Annotated in this window: 23 protein-coding genes; 14 read left to right on the top strand and 9 right to left on the bottom strand. The window is 70.6% G+C overall.

Annotated features, from left to right (window positions below):
- Positions 1 to 538 (bottom strand): DsbA family protein (locus tag VMR86_19515; GenBank protein HTO09249.1); only part of this gene is annotated, 538 nt, incomplete at its 3' end.
- Positions 539 to 551: 13 nt separating this feature from the next.
- On the bottom strand, positions 552 to 1472 hold the full coding sequence (locus VMR86_19520) for a class I fructose-bisphosphate aldolase (GenBank protein HTO09250.1): 921 nt from the start codon (positions 1470 to 1472) through the stop codon (positions 552 to 554).
- A gap of 62 nt (positions 1473 to 1534) precedes the next feature.
- On the opposite strand from VMR86_19520, the gene pyk reads away from it, so the two are divergent.
- Positions 1535 to 2968, top strand: a complete 1434-nt coding sequence (gene pyk / locus VMR86_19525; GenBank protein ID HTO09251.1) for a pyruvate kinase — start codon at positions 1535 to 1537, stop codon at positions 2966 to 2968.
- Between the two features lie 9 nt (positions 2969 to 2977).
- On the opposite strand, the gene VMR86_19530 is transcribed toward pyk, so the two are convergent.
- A complete protein-coding gene (locus VMR86_19530) occupies positions 2978 to 3349 on the bottom strand; it encodes a carboxymuconolactone decarboxylase family protein (protein HTO09252.1) in 372 nt (123 codons plus the stop codon).
- Between the two features lie 87 nt (positions 3350 to 3436).
- On the opposite strand from VMR86_19530, the gene VMR86_19535 reads away from it, so the two are divergent.
- From VMR86_19535 to VMR86_19590, 12 genes are all read left to right on the top strand, one after another.
- On the top strand, positions 3437 to 4297 hold the full coding sequence (locus VMR86_19535) for an NAD(P)-dependent oxidoreductase (protein HTO09253.1): 861 nt from the start codon (positions 3437 to 3439) through the stop codon (positions 4295 to 4297).
- A complete protein-coding gene (locus VMR86_19540; protein ID HTO09254.1) occupies positions 4294 to 4929 on the top strand; it encodes a TetR/AcrR family transcriptional regulator in 636 nt (211 codons plus the stop codon). The genes VMR86_19535 and VMR86_19540 overlap by 4 nt, the downstream gene beginning before the upstream one ends.
- Positions 4926 to 6221, top strand: coding sequence for a hypothetical protein (locus VMR86_19545; GenBank protein ID HTO09255.1), 1296 nt, complete (start codon positions 4926 to 4928; stop codon positions 6219 to 6221). The genes VMR86_19540 and VMR86_19545 overlap by 4 nt, the downstream gene beginning before the upstream one ends.
- Positions 6218 to 7405, top strand: a complete 1188-nt coding sequence (locus VMR86_19550) for a cytochrome P450 (GenBank protein ID HTO09256.1) — start codon at positions 6218 to 6220, stop codon at positions 7403 to 7405. The genes VMR86_19545 and VMR86_19550 overlap by 4 nt, the downstream gene beginning before the upstream one ends.
- A complete protein-coding gene (locus VMR86_19555; protein HTO09257.1) occupies positions 7398 to 8174 on the top strand; it encodes an SDR family oxidoreductase in 777 nt (258 codons plus the stop codon). Before VMR86_19550 ends, VMR86_19555 begins: the two co-directional genes overlap by 8 nt.
- Entirely contained in the window at positions 8171 to 8929 is a 759-nt protein-coding gene (locus VMR86_19560; GenBank protein HTO09258.1) for an SDR family oxidoreductase, read from the top strand. The genes VMR86_19555 and VMR86_19560 overlap by 4 nt, the downstream gene beginning before the upstream one ends.
- 2 nt (positions 8930 to 8931) lie before the next feature.
- Positions 8932 to 10413 carry an aldehyde dehydrogenase family protein gene (locus VMR86_19565; GenBank protein HTO09259.1) on the top strand — a complete coding sequence of 494 codons (1482 nt, stop codon included), beginning with the start codon at positions 8932 to 8934 and terminating at the stop codon, positions 10411 to 10413.
- Between the two features lie 74 nt (positions 10414 to 10487).
- A complete protein-coding gene (locus VMR86_19570; protein ID HTO09260.1) occupies positions 10488 to 11807 on the top strand; it encodes a cytochrome P450 in 1320 nt (439 codons plus the stop codon).
- Positions 11804 to 12001, top strand: coding sequence for a ferredoxin (locus tag VMR86_19575; protein ID HTO09261.1), 198 nt, complete (start codon positions 11804 to 11806; stop codon positions 11999 to 12001). Before VMR86_19570 ends, VMR86_19575 begins: the two co-directional genes overlap by 4 nt.
- A 10-nt stretch (positions 12002 to 12011) precedes the next feature.
- Complete coding sequence (locus tag VMR86_19580) at positions 12012 to 12572, top strand: nuclear transport factor 2 family protein (GenBank protein HTO09262.1); 561 nt, start codon at positions 12012 to 12014, stop codon at positions 12570 to 12572.
- Positions 12573 to 12575: 3 nt separating this feature from the next.
- The gene (locus VMR86_19585) at positions 12576 to 13103 is read left to right on the top strand and encodes a VOC family protein (GenBank protein HTO09263.1); all 528 of its coding nucleotides are present in this window, start codon (positions 12576 to 12578) and stop codon (positions 13101 to 13103) included.
- 3 nt (positions 13104 to 13106) lie between these two features.
- Positions 13107 to 13751: a carboxymuconolactone decarboxylase family protein gene (locus VMR86_19590; GenBank protein ID HTO09264.1), complete on the top strand. Its 645-nt coding sequence runs from the start codon at positions 13107 to 13109 to the stop codon at positions 13749 to 13751.
- Here the strand turns inward: VMR86_19590 and VMR86_19595 are convergent.
- From VMR86_19595 to VMR86_19620, 6 genes are read right to left on the bottom strand one after another with little or no spacing between them, the layout of a single operon-like run.
- Positions 13748 to 14134 (bottom strand): hypothetical protein, encoded by a 387-nt coding sequence (locus tag VMR86_19595; GenBank protein HTO09265.1) that lies wholly within the window; start codon positions 14132 to 14134, stop codon positions 13748 to 13750. The genes VMR86_19590 and VMR86_19595 overlap by 4 nt on opposite strands.
- 35 nt (positions 14135 to 14169) lie before the next feature.
- Positions 14170 to 15780, bottom strand: coding sequence for an NAD(P)/FAD-dependent oxidoreductase (locus tag VMR86_19600; GenBank protein HTO09266.1), 1611 nt, complete (start codon positions 15778 to 15780; stop codon positions 14170 to 14172).
- 7 nt (positions 15781 to 15787) lie between these two features.
- Positions 15788 to 16633 carry a phytanoyl-CoA dioxygenase family protein gene (locus VMR86_19605; protein ID HTO09267.1) on the bottom strand — a complete coding sequence of 282 codons (846 nt, stop codon included), beginning with the start codon at positions 16631 to 16633 and terminating at the stop codon, positions 15788 to 15790.
- Complete coding sequence (locus VMR86_19610; protein HTO09268.1) at positions 16630 to 17418, bottom strand: phytanoyl-CoA dioxygenase family protein; 789 nt, start codon at positions 17416 to 17418, stop codon at positions 16630 to 16632. The genes VMR86_19605 and VMR86_19610 overlap by 4 nt, the downstream gene beginning before the upstream one ends.
- 22 nt (positions 17419 to 17440) lie before the next feature.
- Entirely contained in the window at positions 17441 to 18001 is a 561-nt protein-coding gene (locus VMR86_19615; GenBank protein ID HTO09269.1) for a VOC family protein, read from the bottom strand.
- The gene (locus tag VMR86_19620; GenBank protein ID HTO09270.1) at positions 17998 to 18564 is read right to left on the bottom strand and encodes a sigma-70 family RNA polymerase sigma factor; all 567 of its coding nucleotides are present in this window, start codon (positions 18562 to 18564) and stop codon (positions 17998 to 18000) included. Before VMR86_19620 ends, VMR86_19615 begins: the two co-directional genes overlap by 4 nt.
- An 85-nt stretch (positions 18565 to 18649) precedes the next feature.
- On the opposite strand from VMR86_19620, the gene VMR86_19625 reads away from it, so the two are divergent.
- Complete coding sequence (locus VMR86_19625; GenBank protein HTO09271.1) at positions 18650 to 20422, top strand: hypothetical protein; 1773 nt, start codon at positions 18650 to 18652, stop codon at positions 20420 to 20422.

The raw sequence follows: 20422 nt of genomic DNA on the forward strand, positions 1-20422 counted from the left end.
TCGTCTCGCGCGACTGGATGCCGCCGAAGGGGAACTCGCCGAGCATGAGCGTGGGCACGCCGGTCACGTCCTCGGACGCCGCGACCTCGGTGCGGAAGTCGAGCTCGTCGCGCGCGCGCTCGAGCCGCCGCGCGTCCAGAGTGACTCCCACGTCGCGCGCGCAGGCCTCGAGCGTGCCGGGCGCGTCGAGCACGCGGCGCTCCTCGAACACCGCGCTCCACACGCGCTCGCGGAAGGCCGCCTCCTGCGGCCCGCGCGCCAGCAGCAGCGCCGCGGCGTTCGCGTCGCGCGAATCGGGCCAGACGCGCAGCGGCTGCACCGCCACGCCGTGCTCCTGCGCCACGCGCTCCGCGTTCCGCAGCCGCTCGGGCGCGACTTCGACCCCGCGCGGCCAGCCCAGCAAGTCCGCGAGGTCGAGCGGCACCCACTCGAGCTCCACGCCCAATGACTCGATGTCTCCGTGCATCTCGCCGAACACGCGGTGCGCGACGTAGCAGAGCGTCGACGCGAAGTCGTAGTAAGTGCGGACGCGCAGCACGGCCGCGCTCGACTCACGTGTTCGCGTAGATGTCCATGACCTCGTGCAGCAGCGCGATCGCGTCGGTCTTGGGGCGCTGGAACGAGTTGCGCCCCATGATCGAGCCGAACGCGCCGCCGTCGGCGAGGCCGCGGATCTCTTCGATGATCTCCGCCTTCCCCTTCGCGGCGCCGCCCGAGAAGATCACGATGCGCCGCCCGCCGAACGCGCTCTGCACCACGTGGCGCACGCGCTCCGCGAGCGAGCCGATGGGGATCTTCTCCTTCTCGTAGACCTTCTTCGCCTCGGCCTGCTCGAGGTGCGCCGTGGGCGGCTTCACCTTCACGATGTGCGCGCCGAGCTGGCAGGCGATCTGCGCGGCGTACGCGCACACGTCGATCGCCGTCTCGCCGTCCTTCGACAGGCCCGCGCCGCGCGGATACGACCAGACCACCACCGCCAGGCCCTTCTTCTTGGCCTCCTCGGTGAGATGCGCGATCTGCTGGTACATGGTCTTCGACTCGCCGGAGCCCGGATAGATCGTGAAGCCGATCGCCGCGCAGCCGAGGCGCAGCGCCTCGTCGACCGAGCCGGTGACCGCGGGCAGCGGCTCGCCGCCCTTGGTGAGCGACTCGTTGTTGTTGAGCTTCAGGATCAGCGGGATGTCGCCCGCGAACTCGGCCGCGCCGGCCTCGATGAAGCCGAGCGGCGCCGCGTAGGCATTGCAGCCCGCGTCGATCGCGAGCTCGAAGTGGTAGCGCGGGTCGTAGCCGGCCGGATTGGGCGCGAAGCTGCGCGCCGGGCCGTGCTCGAAGCCCTGGTCGACCGGCAGGATGACCATCTTGCCGGTCCCCGCGAGCCGGCCGTGGTTGAGCATGCGCGCGAGGTTGGCTTTCGTGCCCGCGTTGTCGGCGGAGTACCAGGAAAGGATCTCTTTCACCCGTTTGGTCGTCATCGTCGCGTCTCCAAATCCCTCGCTCTCGCGCTGGCAGTCAGTAAGGGGAATCTTATAGCAACATGCGCGCCCGGGCAGTCCACATCGTCTGCACCATCGGCCCCGCGAGCCGGGAACCCGAGGTTCTGCGCGGGCTCGTGGAAGCGGGCATGAACGTGGCGCGCATCAACTTCGCGCACGGCAACGACGCCGAGCACCGTGAGGCAGTGAGTCGCATTCGCGCTGCCTCGGTCGCGGTGGGGCGGCCGGTCGCCATCCTGCAGGACCTGGCGGGGCCGAAGATCCGCCTGGGCGAGCTCGTGCCCGCCACGCTCACGCTGGAGAGCGGCGCGCGCGTGGTGCTGGCCTGCGGTGAGTCGAAGGGCGACGCCGCGCGGCTGCCGGTGCCCGACGAGTATCTCGCCGCCGAGGCGCGCACCGGCGCGCCGATCCTGCTCGGCGACGGCGCGGTCGAGCTCGAGATCGAAGAGGTCGACGGCGCGGACATCCACTGCCGCGTGGTGGTCGGCGGCCAGGTCTCGAGTGGCAAGGGCGTGAACGCGCCGGGCGCGGTGTCGGCGCGGCCGATCCTGGCGCAGAAAGACTTGCGCGACCTGGAGCTCGGCGCCGAGCTGGGCGTCGACCTGGTGGGTGTCTCGTACGTGCGCAGCGAGGAGGACGTGGCGTCGGTGCGCAGGTCTCTGAAGAAGCTGGGCCGCCCCTCAGGGCTGGTCGCGAAGCTCGAGACCAAGCTCGCGCTCGAGAACCTCGACGCGATCCTGGCGCGCGCCGACGCGGTGATGATCGCGCGCGGCGACCTGTCGCTCGAGATCCCGTTCGAGCGCGTGCCGATCGAGCAGAAGCGCATCGTGCAGGCCGCCATCCGCGCCGGCCGGCCCGCGATCACGGCCACGCAGATGCTGCAATCCATGGTCACCGCGCTGCGCCCCACGCGCGCCGAGATCACCGACGTGGCGAACGCGGTGCTCGACGGCAGCGACGCGGTCATGCTCTCGGACGAGACCGCGGTGGGCATCGACCCCGTGCGCGCCTGCCGCACCATGTGCCGCATCATCGAGGCCACCGAGGAGGCTTATCCGCGCCGCCCCGAGACGCCGCTCGAAGGCGTCCACGAGGAGCTGCGCGACCTGGTGGTGTTCTCCGCCGCCGCCGTGCGCACCGCGCGCGAGTGCGGCGCGCGCGCGATCGTGACCTGGTCGCGCGGCGGCATCGCGGCCCGGCTGCTCTCGCGCCAGCGCCCCGGAGTGCCGATCGTCGCGCCCTCGCGCTACGAGGACACCTGGCGCCGCCTGGCCCTGCCCTACGCCGTGCGCCCCGTGCTCTGCCCGCACGGCCGCATGAGTCTCTCGCAGCTCGAGCGCGAAGTCGGCGCGCTCGACGGCCAGAACCTGCTGCTCATGGTGGGTCACAACCCGGGTGAGTCACGGCGCGTGCCCTGGATGAAGCTGGTGCGCGTGGCCGACATGAGCGAGTGGGCGGCGGATCCCAGGGAGTAGGGCCGCGAGTCACTTCTTGGCGGCGTCGCGGATCGCTTCTTCCGTGGCCCCCAGCAGCCCCGCCGCGCGCGGGTAGCCCACGTACTGCGTGAGCTGGATCAGACACTCGCGCGCCTGCTCGGCGCTGAGCTCGCCGTTCTTGAGCGCGGCTTTGACCTGGATCTTCCAGGTCATCGACTCGCCCAGCGCGGCGATCGCTCCCATGATCAAGAGGCGCCGCTCGCGGATCGAGAGCTGGGGGCGGGTCCAGACCTCGGCGAAGACCTCTTCCAGCATCAGGTCGGCGAACGCGCTCGCGCCTTCGGGCGGCACGACGACGTCGCCGGCGTAGACCTTCGCGAGCATTTCGACACCGACGGCGCGCCGCTTCGGATCGGACATGCTTTCGTTCCTCCTCGGCGCAGCCTACCAGTGCGATCGCGAAATTTACATTTCACCTGCTATGGAAATGGTGATAGGCTCGCCGCGATGCTTCGGGTCGGGTTCATCGGGCTGGGCAATCAGGGCAAGCCGATCGCGGCGAACCTCATCGCGGCGGGCTTCGAGACGCACGTGTTCGACCTGGTCGCCGCGCCGCTGGCCGAGCTCGTGGCCCTGGGCGCCAAGGCGGCCTCGGGGCCGCGCGAGGTCGGCCTGCGCAGCGACGTGATCTGCCTGTGCGTGCCCGAGGACCGGCACGTGCGCGAAGTCACTCTGGGTCCGGGCGGCGTGCTCGCGGGCGCGGCGCGCGGCGCGGTGCTGGCGATCCACAGCACGATCCTGCCCGAGACCGTGGTCGCGCTGGCCGCCGAGGCGACATCGCGCGGTGTCGCCGTGCTCGACGCCTGCGTGACCGGCGGCGCGGCGCGTGCGGCGCAGAAGCAGCTCACGTTCCTGGTCGGCGGACCGGTGGAGGCGCTCGAGCGCGCCCGGCCCGTGCTCGAGGTGAGCGCGCTGAAGGTGATCCACGCCGGCGAGCTCGGGAACGGGGCGAAGCTCAAGCTGTGTCTCAACCTGATCACCTACATCCAGTGGGCGGCGGCCTTCGAGTCGTTCGCGCTGGCGCGGGGCGTGGGGCTGCCGCAGGAGCTCCTGGAAGAGGCGGGCCGCGCGAACGGCCAGCTCACCCCGCTCATGGCTGCCTTTCTGGCGCTGCACAAGGCGCCCGAGTCGGCGCGCAAGAGCGCGGGCATGCAGTCGCTGCTGCGCGGCCACATGGCCGTGGCCGAGAAGGACCTGGCGTGGGCGCTCGAGCTCGCGCGGCGCTCGGACGTGTCGCTGCCCGTCGGCGGGCTCGTGTCGCAGCTCATGGCGCGCATCTACGGCGTCGAGGACGGAGGCCGGCGATGAACCCGCCGATCCGGCTGGCGCGCCAGCGCCCACGCCGCCGCACGCACGAACAGCGCAGCAGCGAGACCCGCGCCGCGATCATGGGCGCCGTCGTCGACAGCATCGCCGAGGTCGGCTTCAAGCGCAGCACGGCCGCCGAGATCGCGCGCCGGGCGGGAGTCACCTGGGGCGCGGTCCAGCACCACTTCGGCGGCAAGGACGGGATCCTGACCGCGGTGCTCGAGGAGTCGTTCAATCGCTTCGCGGAGCGGCTCGGCGACGTCGAGGCCGGAGGTCTCTCGCTCGAGAAACGCGCCTCGTTGTTCGTCGACCGCGCGTGGGAGCATTTCGGCAGCGCGCACTTCCGCTCGACCTTCGAGATCCTGCAGCACTACGCGGCGCCGGCGCCGGAGCACGCGTGGCAGGCGCAGATGCTCGAAGCCTGGAACCGGGTGTGGACCGAGCTGTTCGGCGAGCGTCCGCAATCGCGCGCCAGGCGCATCGCGCTCCAGCACTACACGATCTCGGTGCTCACCGGTCTGGCGTCGCTGCTCCGCTTCGAGTCGCCCTCCTCGGCCGTGCGCGAGCTCGAGCTCGGCCTGTTGAAGGACACGCTGGTGCGCGAGCTGTCCGGCCGCGGGGGCCGAAAGTGACCCGACTCGGGAGCTACGCGGGCGCGTTCGAGCCGGACTTCGCGTTCGAGAGACTCGAGCACGACGCGCTCGCCCGCCTGGGCCGCGAGCTCATGCTGTTCGCGCACTTCCACGACCGCGGGCTCATGCCGCTCGTGGCGGCGCGCTTCGGCCGCGAGCAGATGGGGCCGCTGGCCTGCGACGAGTGGATGGGCGCGAGCCCGATCTACAACGCGCGCGCCCGGGCGCTGCTGGGCATTCCGGGCGACGGCGTCTCGGCGATCCTGAAGTCGCTGCAGGTCGATCCGGGCTTCGCGCACCGCTACATGGACGTGCGCTACCAGCTCGTGAGCGAGTCACTCGGCTACTTCGAGCTGCCGTTCTGCGGCGCCTACCAGGACGTGCACAAGATCTCGCGCGGCGCCGAGCCCGCGATCCGCCAGCTCTGTCACGAGATGGAGGACCCGACCTTCGACGCCACCGCGATCGCGGTGAACCCGCGCGCGCGCGTGCGCCCCGAGCACCGGCCGCCGCTGCAGCTGGGCCACGTAGGCCCGACCTGCCGCTGGCGCGTGTTCCTCGACGAAGCTGCGCTGCCCTACCCGCCGCTCGCGCTGCGCGACGAAGTCGCGGCCAGCCGCGCGGCGAGCTTCCGCTTCGCGGACCTGCCGGCGGAGCTCGGCCCGGGGCTCGCCGACTATTCCGGCCCGTTCCTGGCCGACTTCCAGCTCGAGTCACTCGCCCAGCCCGTGCTCGCGCGTCTGTGCCGCGAGCTCACGCTCGACGTGCACCTTTTGACTCGCGCCACCTCGGCTGCGCTGCGCGCGCGCTGGGGCAAGGACGTCGCGCGCGCGCTGCAGCGCGAGCAGTGGGCGGCGCTCGCGCCGGTGTACGTGCCGCGGCTGCGGAGCGTGCTCGGGATCGAGGCCGACGACGCCGCGGCGGTGCTGAAGGTGTTGCAGGTCGATCCCGCCCTGCCCCACGAGTACGTGCGGCGCGGCGCGGCGCTCGACTCGCCGACCACGGGTCGCTTCTGGATCGAGGAATGCGAGGCCCTGGCCGTGGGCGAGCCCGACGGCTGGCTCGCGCTGCTCGCCGAGCGCGAGTCACCGGGCATCGACGCCGTGGCGGCGGCGGTGAACCCGCGCGCACGGCTCACGCCGCTCGACCCCGCGTCGCTCCACGCGCCCGGCCGCAAGCCGCTCCTGGCCTGGCGGCTCGAGATCGACCCGCGCGCCGAGCCGCGCCCCGAGTCAGCGATGGCCAACGCCGTGCGCGTCAGCAACGTGGCGCGCTTCGAGCTCGAGTCGTGACGCCGCTCGAGTACAACCCCTTCGCTTACGAGATCCACGAGGACCCGTACCCGACCTACGCGCGCCTGCGCGAGGAGGCCCCGGTCTACCACAACGAGTCACTCGACTTCTGGGCGCTGTCACGGCATGCAGACGTGCTGTCGGCGCTCCGGGACACCGAGCGCTTCACCAACACCCACGGCGTGTCGGTCGAGCGCTCGGCGTCGCACCCGGCCGCGCACCTGGCCATGTCGTTCCTGGGCATGGACCCGCCGCGGCACACGCAGATGCGGGCGCTGGTCTCGCGCGGCTTCACGCCGCGGCGCGTGGCGGCGCTCGAGCCGCGCATCCGCGAGATGGCCGTGACTGCGCTCGAGCGCATGCGCGAGCAGGGCTCGAGTGAGTTCGTGGCCGAGCTCGCGGGCGCGCTGCCGATGGACGTGATCAGCGAGCTGCTCGGCGTGCCTTCGCCCGACCGCGCCGAGCTGCGCCGCCAGGCCGACCTGCTCGTGCACCGCGAGGAGGGCGTGTACGACGTGCCGCCCGGCGCCGCGGTCGCGTTCGGCAAGATCTGGAGCTACTTCAGCGAGCGCATCGCGGAGCGCCGCCGCGCGCCGAAGGACGACCTGATCAGCGCGCTGCTCGCAGCCGAGATCGACGGCCAGCGGCTCACTCAGATCGACATCCAGTCGTTCTGCAACCTGATGATCGTGGCCGGCAACGAGACCACGACCAAGCTGCTCGCCAACGCGCTCTACTGGCTGTGGCGCAATCCCGACCAGCGCAAGCTCCTGCGCGACGATCCGGGGCTCGTGCCGCGCTGGGTCGAGGAGACGCTGCGCTTCGACAGCTCGACTCAGGCCATCGGCCGGGTCAGTACGCGCGCGCTCGAGCTGCACGGCGTGGAGATCCCGGCCGGCAAGCGCGTGCTCGTGCTGATCGGCTCGGGCAATCGCGACGAGCGCGCCTTCCCGCGGGCCGACGCCTACGAGCTCGAGCGCGACACCCAAGCCATGCTCTCGTTCGGCCACGGCGCGCACTTCTGTCTGGGCGCCGCGCTGGCGCGGCTCGAAGGCCGCACCGTGCTCGAGGAGTTCTGGAAGCGTTTCCCCGACTACGAGGTCGTGCCCGAGGGCTGCGCGCGCATCCACTCGGTGAGCGTGCGCGGCTTCGCCGCGCTGCCGATCGAGCTGCGCCATGGCTGAGTCGGCGCCGCGCACTGCGATCATCACGGGCGCGTCTTCGGGCATCGGCGCCGCCACGGCGCTCGAGCTGGCGCGCCTGGGCGTCTCCGTCGCGCTCGGCGCGCGGCGTGAGTCGCGCCTGCGCGAGGTGGCCGACGCGATCGCCGCCGCGGGCGGCCGCGCGTTCGCGCACCCGCTCGACGTCACGGACCTGAAGTCGATCGACGCGTTCTGCAGCGCCGCCGAGCGCGAGCTGGGCGAGATCGACGTCTTGATCAACAACGCCGGCGAGAACCGCGCAGGCCTGATCCACGAAGTGAGTCCCGAGCATCTGCGCTCCGACGTCGAGATCAACCTGCTGGGCGCGATCTTCATGACCCGGCGCGTGCTGCCCGGCATGCTCGCGCGCCGGCGCGGCGACGTGCTGTTCATCGGCTCCGACAGCGGCAAGAACCCGCGCCCGTACCAGTCCGCGTACGCGGCGGCCAAGTGGGGCCTCGAGGCGTTCGCGCGCGTGCTCGAAATGGAGACCGAGGGCACGGGTGTGCGCTCGATCGTGGTGCGCGTCGGTCCCACGGGCAGTGAGTTCGGCAACCAGATGCCCAAGGACCAGATCGTCGACATTCTCGAGTCCTGGAAGTACTGGGGCGTGTTCCGACACATGCACTGGATGCCGGGCGAGAGCGTGGCACGTGCGATCGCGCGCGTGATCCAGATACCGCTCGAAGAGGCGTATCCCACGCTGCTCGAGGTGCAGCCCGGCGGACGGGCCAAGGAGAAGACGAAGTGACTTACGACGGAATCGCGGGCAAGGTCGCGATCGTGACCGGCGCGGGCGGCGGCATCGGCGAGGCCTACGCGCGCGCGCTGGCCGAGCACGGCGCGCGCGTGGCGGTGGCCGAGATCGCCAAGGACAAGGGCGAGGCCGTGGCCGCGGCGATCCGCGCGGCCGGCGGCCAGGCGATCGCGGTCGAGGTCGACGTGGGCTCGCCGGAGTCGACGCTCGCCATGGCCGAGCGAGTCGGCGCGGAATGGGGCGGCATCGACTTCCTGGTCAACAACGCCGCGATCTTCGGCGACATGAAGCTGGCCGGGCTGCTCGGCGCCGACTGGGACTACTACCAGCGCTTCATGAACGTGAACATGCACGGCGCGCTGCTCTGCACGCGCGCCTGCTTCCGCTCCATGCGCAAGCGCGGCGGCGGCGCGATCGTCAACCAGTCATCGACCGCGGCCTGGATGGCCGCGTCGTTCTACGGGCTCGCGAAGCACGGCGTGAACGGACTCACGATCGCGCTGGCGCGCGAGCTCGGCTCGATGAAGATCCGCGTCAACGCGATCGCGCCCGGCCCGACCGACACCGACGCGCTCGGCAAGCAGGTGCCCGCGGTGATTCGCGATCCCATGGTCGCGCAGCTCCCGCTGGCGCGGCTCGGCAAGCCGGCGGACATGGCGTCGGCCTGTCTCTTCCTGCTGTCCGACGCCGCTTCCTGGGTCACTGGCCAGATCTTCGCCGTCGACGGCGGCCAGATCGTGCGGACCTAGCCGTGGCGCTGCCCGAGCTCGCCCCCGAGAGCCGCAACCTGATCGACGGGAAGCTCGTCGGCGCCTCGAACGGCGCCACCTTCCCCAACGTGAACCCCGCGACCGAGGAGGTGATCGGTCACTGCAGCGACGGCACGCGCGAAGACATGCTGCGCGCCGTCGCCGCGGCTCGGCGTGCCTTCGACGAGAGTGACTGGTCGACCGATCCGGCGTTCCGCGCGCGCTGCCTGCGCCAGCTCCACGCGGCGCTGCGGGAAGAGAAGGAGCAGCTGCGCGCGATCGTGGTAGCCGAGGCGGGCGCGCCCGTATCACTCACGCCGTTCATGCAGATCGACGACCCGATCGAGATGGTCGCTTACTGGGCCGACCTCGCGGAGCGCTACCCCTACGAGCAGAGACTCGGCGACGTGCCGTATCTCGGCCGCCCCCAGGGACGGATCCTGCGCCGCGAGCCCGTCGGCGTGGCGGGGCTGATCACGCCCTGGAACGTGCCCCTGTATCTCAACATCGCCAAGCTCGGGCCGGCGCTCGGCTCGGGCTGCACGGCGGTGCTGAAGCCCGCGCCCGACACGCCGTGGTCGGCCACGCACCTGGGCCGCCTGGTGGCGGAGAAGACCGACGTCCCGGCCGGCGTGCTGAACGTGGTCGCGAGCTCGGACCACTCACTGGGCGAGATCCTGTCGACCGACCCGCGCATCGACGCCGTGAGCTTCACCGGCTCCACCGCCACGGGCCGCCGCATCATGGAATCTGCCTCGGCCACGGTGAAGAAGGTGTTTCTCGAGCTCGGCGGCAAGAGCGCGAACGTGGTGCTCGACGACGCCGTGTTCCCCGCCGTGCTCCCGATGACCGCCTTCACCTGCGTGCACGGCGGCCAGGGCTGCGCACTCACCACGCGCCTCCTGCTCCCGCGCTCGCGCTACGCGGAGGGGCTCGAGATCGTGAAGAAGGCCTTCGAGCGCTGGAAGTACGGCGACCCGACCCACCCCGCGCACATGCAGGGTCCGCAGATCTCGCGCCGCCAGCAGGAGCGCGTGCTGGCCTGCATCGAGAAAGGGCGTCAGGAGGGCGCGAAGCTCCTGGTCGGCGGCGGCCGGCCGAGTCACCTGCCGAAGGGCTTCTACGTCGAGCCCACCCTGTTCGCCGACGTCGACCCCGACTCGAGCCTCGCGCAGGAGGAGATCTTCGGCCCCGTGCTGTGCGTGATTCCCTTCGACGGCGACGACGACGCCGTGCGCATCGCCAACCGCTCGATCTACGGCCTCTCCGGCGCCGTGCACAGTGCGAGCACCGAGCGCGCGCTCGGGGTGGCGCGCCGCATCCGCACCGGCACGCTGTCGGTGAACGGCGCGCAGTGGTTCCACGTCGACAATCCCTTCGGCGGCTACAAGCAGAGCGGCGTGGGGCGCGAAAACGGACGCCTGGGCTTCGAGGAGTATCTCGAGACCAAGCTGATCGCGCTGCCGAGCGAGGCGAAGCCGTGAGCACGGCGCTCGAGCCCACGGCGGCGGCGCCCGCTGCGCCGGCGCCAGAGCGGAAGCCCGGCAAGGCGCCGCCCGTGCTGTCCGGAGGCTGGCCGCTGCTGGGTCACTTGCAGGAGCTGCGCAAGCGGCCGATCGAGCTGTTCGCGCGCGTGCGCCGCGAGTGCGGGGAGATCGGCGAGATGAGCTTCGCCGGCAGCCGCGTGGTGCTGCTCACGGGCGAGCCGGCGCAGGAGGCATTCTTCCGCAGCAGCGACGAGCAGCTCGACCAGGCTGCCGCCTACCCGTTCATGACGCCGATCTTCGGCAAGGGCGTGCTGTTCGACGCCTCGCCCGAGCAGCGCCGCCAGGGGCTGCGCAACCAGTCACTGCGCGACTCGTTCATGCGGGGCCACGCCGAGCTGATCGCGACCGAGACCGAGCGCATGATGGACAAGCTCGGTGACTCGGGCGAGCTCGACCTGCTCGATTTCTTCTCCGAGCTCACCATCTACACCTCGAGCGCGTGCCTGATCGGCAAGGAGTTCCGCGAGGAGCTCTCAGCCGAGTACTTCCGCGTGTTCTACGAGCTCGAGAAGGGCACCGACGCGATCGCCTACGTGAACCCGGACCTGCCCCTGCCGCAGTTCCGGCGCCGCGACCGGGCGCGCCGCCGGCTGGTCGAGCTGCTCAGCGAGGTGTTCGAGCGCCGCGCCCGCCAGCCGAGCGAGAAGCGCGAGCTGTTCGACGTGCTGCTCTCGCTGAAGCTCCCCGACGGCTCGCCGCGCTTCAGCGTCGACCAGGTGACGGGAATGTTCATCTCGATGATGTTCGCCGGCCACCACACGACCTCGGGCACCGCGGCCTGGACGCTGATCGAGCTGTTGCGCCATCCGGAGTTCGGCGCGCGCGTGGTGGGCGAGCTCGACTCACTCTACGCGGACGGCCGCGAGGTCAGCTACCAGGCGCTGCGTGAGATCCCCGAGCTGGAAGGCGCGATCAAGGAAGCGCTGCGCCTGCACCCGCCGCTGATCCTGCTCATGCGCAAGGTGGTGTACAACTTCGACTACGCCGGCTGGACGGTGCCCGCGGGCAAGCTCGTCGCGGTGTCTCCCGCGATCTCGAACCGCATGCCCGAGTGTTTCCCGGACCCGGACCGCTACGACCCCGACCGCTACCAGGAAGGGCGGGAGGAGGACGCGCGCCTGTTCGCCTGGATCCCCTTCGGCGCGGGCCGCCACCGCTGCGTGGGCGCGGCCTTCGCCATGATGCAGCTCAAGGCCATCTTCAGCGCGCTCCTGCGCCGCTACGAGTTCGAGCTGGCGCAGCCGCCCGCCAGCTACCGCAACGACCACTCGAAGATGGTCGTGCAGCTCGCCCAGCCCTGCCCCGCCCGCTACCGCCGGAGGGCACCGTGAGAGTCCGCGTCGACACCGATCTGTGTCAGGGCCACGCCGTGTGCAAGGAGGAGGCGCCCGCGGTGTTCGACGTCGACCGGGCCACGAACAAGGTCGTGGTCCTGGCCGAGCGGCCCGACGAGCCGCTCGCCGCCGCGGTCAAGCGCGCCGTGAAATACTGCCCCACCCGGGCGCTGCGCCTGGAGCTGGATTGAGGAGGGAGTCATGCCCGCGTTCCCACGCACCGAGCTCGAAGAGATGATCCGCCGCTTCGTGGCCGAGAACAACCGCGCCGGAAAGACCGGTGACTGGTCGAAGATGTCGCAGTTCTACAGCGACGACGCGCTCTACACCTGGAACGTCGGCCCGAACTGGGAGTTCGCCGCGCGCGGCCGGCGCGAGATCCACGAGATCGTGTTCGGCGCCGAGATGCGCGGGCTCGAGAGCTGGGTCTACCCCTACGTGCGCACGCTGGTCGACGACCAGAAGGGCGAAGTGATCGGTGTCTGGCGCCAGATCGCGCCCGAGAAGGACGAGCACGGCCAGCCCTACGAGATCGCGGGCACGGGCGGCTCGTGGTTCCGCTACGCCGGAAACTTCCAGTGGGCCTGGCAGCGCGACTTCTTCGACCACATCAACGCCGGCGTGGTGTTCGGGGCGCTGGCCAAGGCCGGCAAGCTGAAGCCCGAGATGATCGAGCGCATGAAGAAGGGCTCGAACCAGCCGGGCTGGGTGCCGAGAAACTCCCTCGACTGGTATGCGACCATCGTGGGCCGGGAGGACTGACGCATGGGCTTCCACCATCTCGCGCTCGCGGTGAAGGACATCGACGCGACCCACCGCTTCTACACCGAGTCCATGGGCTTCTCGCTCGCGAAGGTCGAGGTCGTGCCCAAGAACGGCGGCGTGGCGCGCCACGTGTTCTACTCTACCGGACCGGCGCGCGACCAGCTGATCGCCTTCTGGGACTACGGCCGCGTGCCGCTCGAGACACCGCTCAAGACCGACATCAGCCGTGACCTGGGGCTCGAGCGCGGCACGAATCACATCGCGTTCTCCGCCGCCGACCTCGAGGAACTGAAGCGCCGGCGCGAGCGCTGGCTGTCTCGCGGCCACGACGTGCTCGAGATCGACCACGGCTGGGTGCACTCGATCTACACCACCGACCCCGACGGCATCGTGGTCGAGTTCGCCGTGCTGACCCGCGACTTCACGGGGGCCGACGCCGCCGAGGCCGCCCAGCTGCTGCGCGCGTCCGATCCGCAGCCGAGCGCCGCGCCCAAGCAGATCTCCATGCACAAAGCCGGGAGGCAGTGAGTCGTGCCCCGACTGCGACAGGTTTCCAAGGCCGACGCCCACCCCACCGCGCAGCGGCTGTACAAGATGTTGTTCGGCGACCGCGACCCCGTGCAGTCGCCGGGCACCGCGACCGGCACGCCGGGCAACTGGTGGACGGTGTTCGCGCTCGTGCCCGACTGTTTCGACCACGCGGTGAACGGCTTCGGCTTCTACCGCAGCGACAAGCGGCGGCTGTCGCCCCAGCTGCGCGAGCTGGGCCAGATCCGCGCCGGCTACGCGCGCCAGAGTCAGTTCGTCTTCTCGCAGCACTGCAAGGCGGCGCGCTCGGTCGGCTTCACGGACGAGCAGGTCGCGGCGATCCCGCACTGGGAGATCGCCACCTGCTTCTCGCCGCTCGAGCGCGCGGTGCTCGCCTACACCGACTGTCTCGTGCTGCAAGGCGGGCGCGTGCCCGACGGCGTGTTCGCGGCGCTGCAGGCCGGGCTCTCCGACGAGGAGATCCTCGAGCTCACCTACGTGACCTGCATGTACGACATGCACGCGGTCATGTCGCGCGCGCTGCGGCTCGAGTACGACGACGTGCCCGAGCGCATCGTCGAGATCCCCGCGCCCAAGCAGGGCCAGTCACAAGACGTGATGGCCGCGGTCGACGAGGTCCGGCGCTAGGACCGGTGACAGAACAGGTACCAGCCGTCGTCGATGTGCTGGTAGACCGTGGTCGCGTTCGGATCGGCCCGGTCGATCGACTCGACCAGCGGTGACGGCGGCTCGGGCACGTGGGTGAGTCCCGGCGCGCAGCCGCGTGAGCCCAGCCCGCGCGGCTTGAACGAGAGGAAGATCTCCCCTGGCCGCGTGCCTCGGCTGAGCTGCTGCAGGCCCAGCTCTTCGAGATAGTCCCGGTACTTCGCCTGCCGCTCCGGACTGACTGCGCCGTGGGGGTCCTGGGCGATCATCGCGAGCAGCTCCTCGTACTTCGCCCGCTTGTCGCTGAAGTCGGCCACCAGCTGCTTGGCCGAGGGCTGGCAGGCGAGACACAGGGCGAGCGACACAGCGGGCGCGAGTACGCGGATGGCGCCGGCGCTCGTCACCGGAGCTCGAAGCCCTCGTAGCCGGCCGCCGCCACCTCGTCGCACTTCTGGCGGTACTTGGGTGCGCCGCCCGCGTAGGCCACGAAGGTGCGCTTCTGGTGGCCGGCCACGTTCTGGTTCACGCGGGTCATCCAGGAATCCACCTGGGAGGCGAGCAGGCGCGACGCGACCTCGTTGGCGTGGGCGGTCCACGAGCGCTCGGCAGCAGGCGTGGCCTCCACGCGCGTGAGTCCGCGGTCGCGCATGTGGACGAGCAGGTCGGTCACCCAATCCACGTTCTGCTCGATGCAGCGCGGCATGTTGCAGAAGGTGGCTGCGTTGTGCGGGCCGATCAGCGTGAGCAAGTTCGGGAAGCCTTCGATCTGCAAGCCCAGATAGGTGCGCGCTCCGTCCGCCCACTTCTCCCGCAGGCGCTGGCCGTCGCGGCCGCGGATGTCCACCCGGTCGAAGCCTCCCGTGATCGCGTCGAAGCCCGTGGCGTAGACGATCATGTCGAAGGGCCGCTCGGTCCCGTCGCTCATGCGCAGGCCCGTCGCAGTGACCCGCTCGATCGGCTGGGCCCGCAGGTCGACGAGGTCCACGTTGGGCTGGTTGTACACCTCGTAGTAGCCGCTCTCGAGCGGGACGCGCCGCGTGCCGAAGCCGTGGTCCTTCGGGATGAGCAGGTCGGCCAGCTTCGGATCGCGGATGCGTGCGCGGATCTTGCGAGTCACGAACGCGGTCACCGTGTCGTTCGCGGCGCGGTCGGTGAGGATGTCGCGAAAGTTGCCCTGCCAGAACGCGAAGCCGGGCAGCTGGTAGAGCCGCTCGTAGAACGCCTCGCGCTCTTCGGGAGTCACGTCCAGGGCGTTGCGCGGGTCGGCCGCGTGGACGAAGCAGCCGTAGGTCTCGCGGCAGCGTGCGAAGATCTCTTCGTAGCCGGCGCGGATTCGCTCCATCTCCTCGGCCGCGATCGGCGCGTTGCGCAACGGCGCGCACCAGTTCGGCGTGCGCTGGAAGACCGCCAGGTGACCGACGGTCTTCGCGATCTCGGTGATCGCCTGCACCCCGGAAGCGCCCGTGCCGATCACCGCGACGCGCTTGTTCGCGAAGCTCACGGGCTCGTGCGGCCAGAGACCCGTGTGCCACCACTCGCCTCGGAAGTCTTCGATCCCGTCGATACGGGGCATGGTCGGGGCCGACAGCGGGCCGAGCGCCGTGACCAGGAAGCGCGCACGCGCGGCTAGGCCGCTCGCGAACGACACCTGCCACTCACCGGCCTGCTCGTCCCAGTGGGCGGACAGCGCGCGTTCGCCGAAGGCGATGTCGCGCCGCAGGTCGAGCTTGTCCGCAACGAAGTTGCAGTAGCGCAGGTTCTCGGGCTGACCCGAGAAATGCTCGCTCCAGCTCCACTCGCGCAGGATCTCGTCGTCGAACGAGAAGATGTACGTCCAGCTCTCGGAGTCGAAGCGCGCGCCGGGGTAGCGGTTCCAGTACCAGGTCCCGCCGACGCCCTGGCCGGCCTCGTAGGCCCGCACGCCGAAGCCCGCCCCGCGCAGCTTGTGCAGGGCGTACATGCCCGTCAGGCCGGCCCCGACCAGGACGATCTCGTGCCGCTCCGGGGCCATGCGGCGGCTACGCGCGCGCCCGGGTCGAGGTCAGCGCGGGGGCGACCTCGGCCACGCGCGCCGGCGCGATGCCGCTCTTCTTCATGTAGAGTGACTCGAGCGAGCTCGTCACGTTGGATCCGAAGCCGAGCAGCTCGCGCATGAGCGGCGAGAGGCGCTCGAGCAGCTCGGGAGTGACCGTCTGGTACCAGTTCCATTGCGGGCGGATGAACGGGCGCACGTAGTAGGCGAACAGGCCCGCGCGAGTCACGTTCGGGGTGCGGTTCGGGCCGGTCTGGTGCCAGACGCGCGCGTCCATCACGAACACCGAGCCCGCGGGGCACTCCATGGCCAGCGTGTCGCGCGGGTCCATGGCGGGCTCGGGCCCGTGGTCGCGCAGGTGACTGCGCGGGATGAAGCGCGTGCCGCCGTTCTCCGCCGTGAAGTCGTCGAGCGCCCAGGCCACGTTGGTCGCCATGGGATACGGCGGCCAGGGCGCCGGCACGTAGCCCTGGTCGGCGTGCATGTACATGGCGCCCGAGCCAGGCGCGGTCACGTTGGCGCTGAAGTTCGACAACAGACACGGCGCGCCGATCTGGTGCGTCACCAGCTCCATCGCCAGCGGGTGCTCGCACAGCTCGGCGAACACCGGGTCCTTCCCGATCAGGTCGAACAGCCGGATGTTCCGGGTGTCGGGGTCGAACGGGAAGCCGCGCACCGGCACGCCCTCGGCCTCGTCGTTCCGGATCCCGGCCAGGAGAGCGCGCTTCACGCGACTCACCGCCGCGGCGTCGAGCACGCCCTCGATCACGCACACGCCTTCCGCGTCGAGCAGCGCCTTCGCCTGTTCAGCGTTCTTCGCCACCAGACTCACAGCGGCGAGGCCCCGTTCACCAGCCCGAGCCCCTCGGCCTTGTAGCCCAGCAGCACCAGCAGTGTCTCGGACGCGTAGCGGTGCACGCTCGGATTGAGCGACAGGAACCAGTTCTCCTGCGTGCGGTAGATCGGAATCGTGTAGAAGCCGAAGATCGCGGCGCGGCGTTCGTCGCGCGTGCGGTTGTTGCCGGTCTGGTGCCAGAGCCGGCCCTCCATGACCACCATCGTGCCGGGCGGGGCCTCGAGCGCGACCGTGTCACTCGTGAGCTCTGCATCGGTCGGCATGCGGTTCAGCTTGTGACTGAACGGAACGATGCGCGTGGCCCCGTTCTCGTCGGCGAAGCGGTCGACGCACCAGCCGACGTTCAGCGCCTGGATGCCCGACCACGGCTGCGGCATGTAGATCTGGTCGGCGTGCAGCACCATCTCGCCGCCGCCCGGGCCGGTGATGTTGGCCGAGATGTTCGAGAGCAGGAGCGGCCAGCCCAGGAACGTGCGCAGCAGGTGCAGCGCCGACGGGTGCTCGACCAGGTCGGCGAACACCGGATCGCGCGAGAGCAGGTTCCAGACGCGCTGGTTCGAGTCGTCGTGCGCGTAGTCGAAGTTGAACTTCGCCTCGCGCCCGCGCGCGCGATCGTCGTCGGCCGCGCGGTAGAGCGCCGTGCGCACGCGCTCGAGCTGCGCGGGCGCGAGCGCGCCCTCGACCAGGCATACGCCGTAGTCGCGCAAGTCCTTTTCGGCCTGGGCCAGGTCGCCGGTGGGCTGGGGCACGCCTTCGGGCATGCGCTCAGTCTAGAGAAAAAGCTCAGCCCTTGTTCGGGTCCGAGGCGTCCCAGCTCCACTCTTCCTGGGGCACGTCGCGCATGCGCTGGTGGAAGCGCCAGCAGTGGTTCTCGAGGTCGAGACACTCGTAGGTTCGGTCGCCCCAGAACTGGTCGCGCAGGCCCATCACGATGCGTGCGCCCGCGGCGCGCGCGCGCTCGTAGTGCGCGTCGACGTCGGGCACGTAGATGCTGAGATACAAGGTCGGCGTGCCGGCCTCCTTCGGGCTCACGGCACCGTGGCCGCCCTGCCCGCCGATGCCGATGCGCGCGCCGCGGTACTCGACCATGGTGTGACCCACGGCGCCGGTGCGCTTGTCGACCACGCGCGCGTCGAGTCTCTCGGTGAAGCCGAACGCGCGCTCGAGAAACTCGACCGCCGCGCGCGGGTCCGCGTACGGCAGCTGCGGCACGATGACCTGTTCCTGCTGCGCCAGACTCTTGCCCTGGATCTCTGCCATGAGCCGTGCCCTCCCTCGCTCGAGGACCGCGGGATCGAGCGCGGCGTCGCGCCGCAGCGTCTTGAGCAGCTCGATCTCTTTCATCGCGTTCCCTCCTGCTCTTTCCCGGCCGCGCCGAGCAGTTCGCGCAGCCGGCCGCGCGCGCGGTGGAGGCGCGAGCGCACCGTCCCGACCGGCAGCTCGAGCGCTTCGGCGATGTCGGGATACGACAGGTCCTCCCAGGCGTAGAGCAGGAGCGCCTCGCGCTCGCGCTCGGGCAGTGACTCGAGCGCCTCCAGCACGCGCGGCAGAAGCACCCGCGCCTCGAGCGCGGCCTCGGTCTCTTGGCCGTCCGCCGCAGCGCGTCCTGCCGCCATCCGGGCGCTGGCCGCCAGCCGGCGGGCCTCCCCGCGCCGGTGCTTGCGCAGGAGGTTCGAGGCGATCCCGTAGAGCCAGGGCAGCGCGCTCGCGCGCCCCGAATCGAACGCCTTGCGGCGCTCCCAGGCGATCCGGAACACCTCGCCCAGAAGCCCCTCGGCCACGTCGGCCCCGACCCGCCGCCCCAGGAAGCGCAGCAACGTCGCCGCGTGGCGGTCATAGATGCCGCCGAAGGCCTCGGACTCGACCAGCGAGCGTCCGATCAGGTCCGCGTCGGAAGGGAAGACCATCTTATTCCCCTTGCCCGCTCCCGGGATTCGGTTCGCGGAAACCCGCTTTGCCGGCGCGGTCTCTACGCGGTAAGGTCGCGCGCCAATGGCCGAAGACACCCCCGCGGACAAGCCCATCACGCTCGTCAGCTCCGAGCTCTCGGAGATGTCGAAGAACGAGACCCTGAAGGTCGAGAGCCAGGGCCTGTTCTGGGTTGCCGGCAAGCAGAAGCACAGCTTTCGCTCCGAGATCGAGGATCTCACGGCGGGCCGCGCGCCGACACTCTCGAACGAGGGCAAGGAGATCTCGAAGCACTTCGGGATCTACAAGCAGCAAGAGCGGGTCGAGGGCCGCAAGTCCCACAACTACATCTTCATGGTGCGCCTGCGCGTGCCCTCGGGCGGCGAGTTCAGCGGCCAGCAGTGGCGCGCGCTGTGCGAGGCGAGCGACCTGTACGCCGATGGCTCGCTGCGACTCACCACGCGCCAGGGCATCCAGTTCCACTACATCAGCGCGCCCCATCTCGGGCCGATGATCCGCTTCCTCAACCGAACCTACCCGAGCACGGGCTACCAGATGTCGACGCTCGCCGCCTGCGGCGACGTGAACCGCAACACCATGTGCTGCGTGGTCGACGACCTGATTCCCGAGCTGCCGCTCCAGTCACGGGAGCTGGCGTACGCGATCGCGATGGAGATGGCGCCGCGCAGCTCGGGCTACTTCCAGGCCTTCCTCACCGACGAGGAGGGCAAGACCGAGACACCGCTGTTCACGGAAGAGCCGATCTACGGCAAGCAGTATCTGCCGCGCAAGTTCAAGGTCGCGATCGCCCACCCGCTCGACAACTCGGTCGACGCACTCACCAACGACGTCGCCTTCGCGCCGGTGGTGAACGGCGCCGTCGCGCAGGAGTACGACCTGTGGTCGGGTGGCGGCTCGGGCACCACCCACGGCATGCCGCACACCAAGGCGCTCCTGGCTCTGTATCTCGGCCGCATCCCGCGCGCGCAGGTGGTGGACGCCACGCGCGCGATCGCGATCCTGCAGAAGGAGCACGGCGAGCGCGGCGACCGCCGCATGGCGCGCTGGAAGTACACGATCCGGCGCCTGGGCGTCGCCGAGGTGAAGCGCCAGCTCCGCGAGCGCTTCCAGCTCGAGCTGAAGGACGCCGCCCCGCAGGCGCTCGGGCCCAACCGCTTCTGGCACGGCTGGTACTCCGAGGCGGGCGGCGAGGACCGCATGTTCCTGGGGATTCCGGTCGAGAGCGGGCGCGTGAAGGACACCGATGCGGTGAAGCTGCGCAGCGCGGTGGCCGCGGTCGCGCGCGAGCTTCCGCAGCTCGGGATCCGCATCACGGGCAACCAGGACCTGGTCCTCACGCACATCCCGCGGGCGATGCGCACCCGGGTCGACGCGATCCTCGCCGAGCACGGCGTGCCGCGCCCCGAGGCGGTCTCCTTGTTCCGCAAGCAGGCCTTCGGCTGCCCGGCGCTGCCCACCTGCGGTCTGGCGATGACTCATGCCGAGAAGGCGATCCCGGGCCTGGCGGACGCGATCGAGGCCGCCGGCCTCGCCGACGTGGACGTGGTGGTGCGCATGGCCGGCTGCCCGAATCACTGCTCGCGCCCGCCCACGGCCGAGATCGGCATCACCGGCTTCGGCAAGAACGCGCACATGATCTCGGTCGGCGGCTCGCGCGAGGGCACGCGCATCGCGCAGGTGCTGTATCCCAAGATCTCCTCCGAGCAGATGGTGCCGGTGATGGTGGGTCTCTTGCGGGCGATCCAGAGTCACAACCCCGAGCGACTCCCGGCCGGTGAGTTCCTGCACCGCACGCCGCCCGAGGCGCTGCGCCGGATGGTGGGCGTGGAGGTCTGA

The sequence above is a fragment of the Myxococcota bacterium genome, from assembly GCA_035498015.1.
GTDB lineage: Bacteria > Myxococcota_A > UBA9160 > SZUA-336 > SZUA-336 > VGRW01.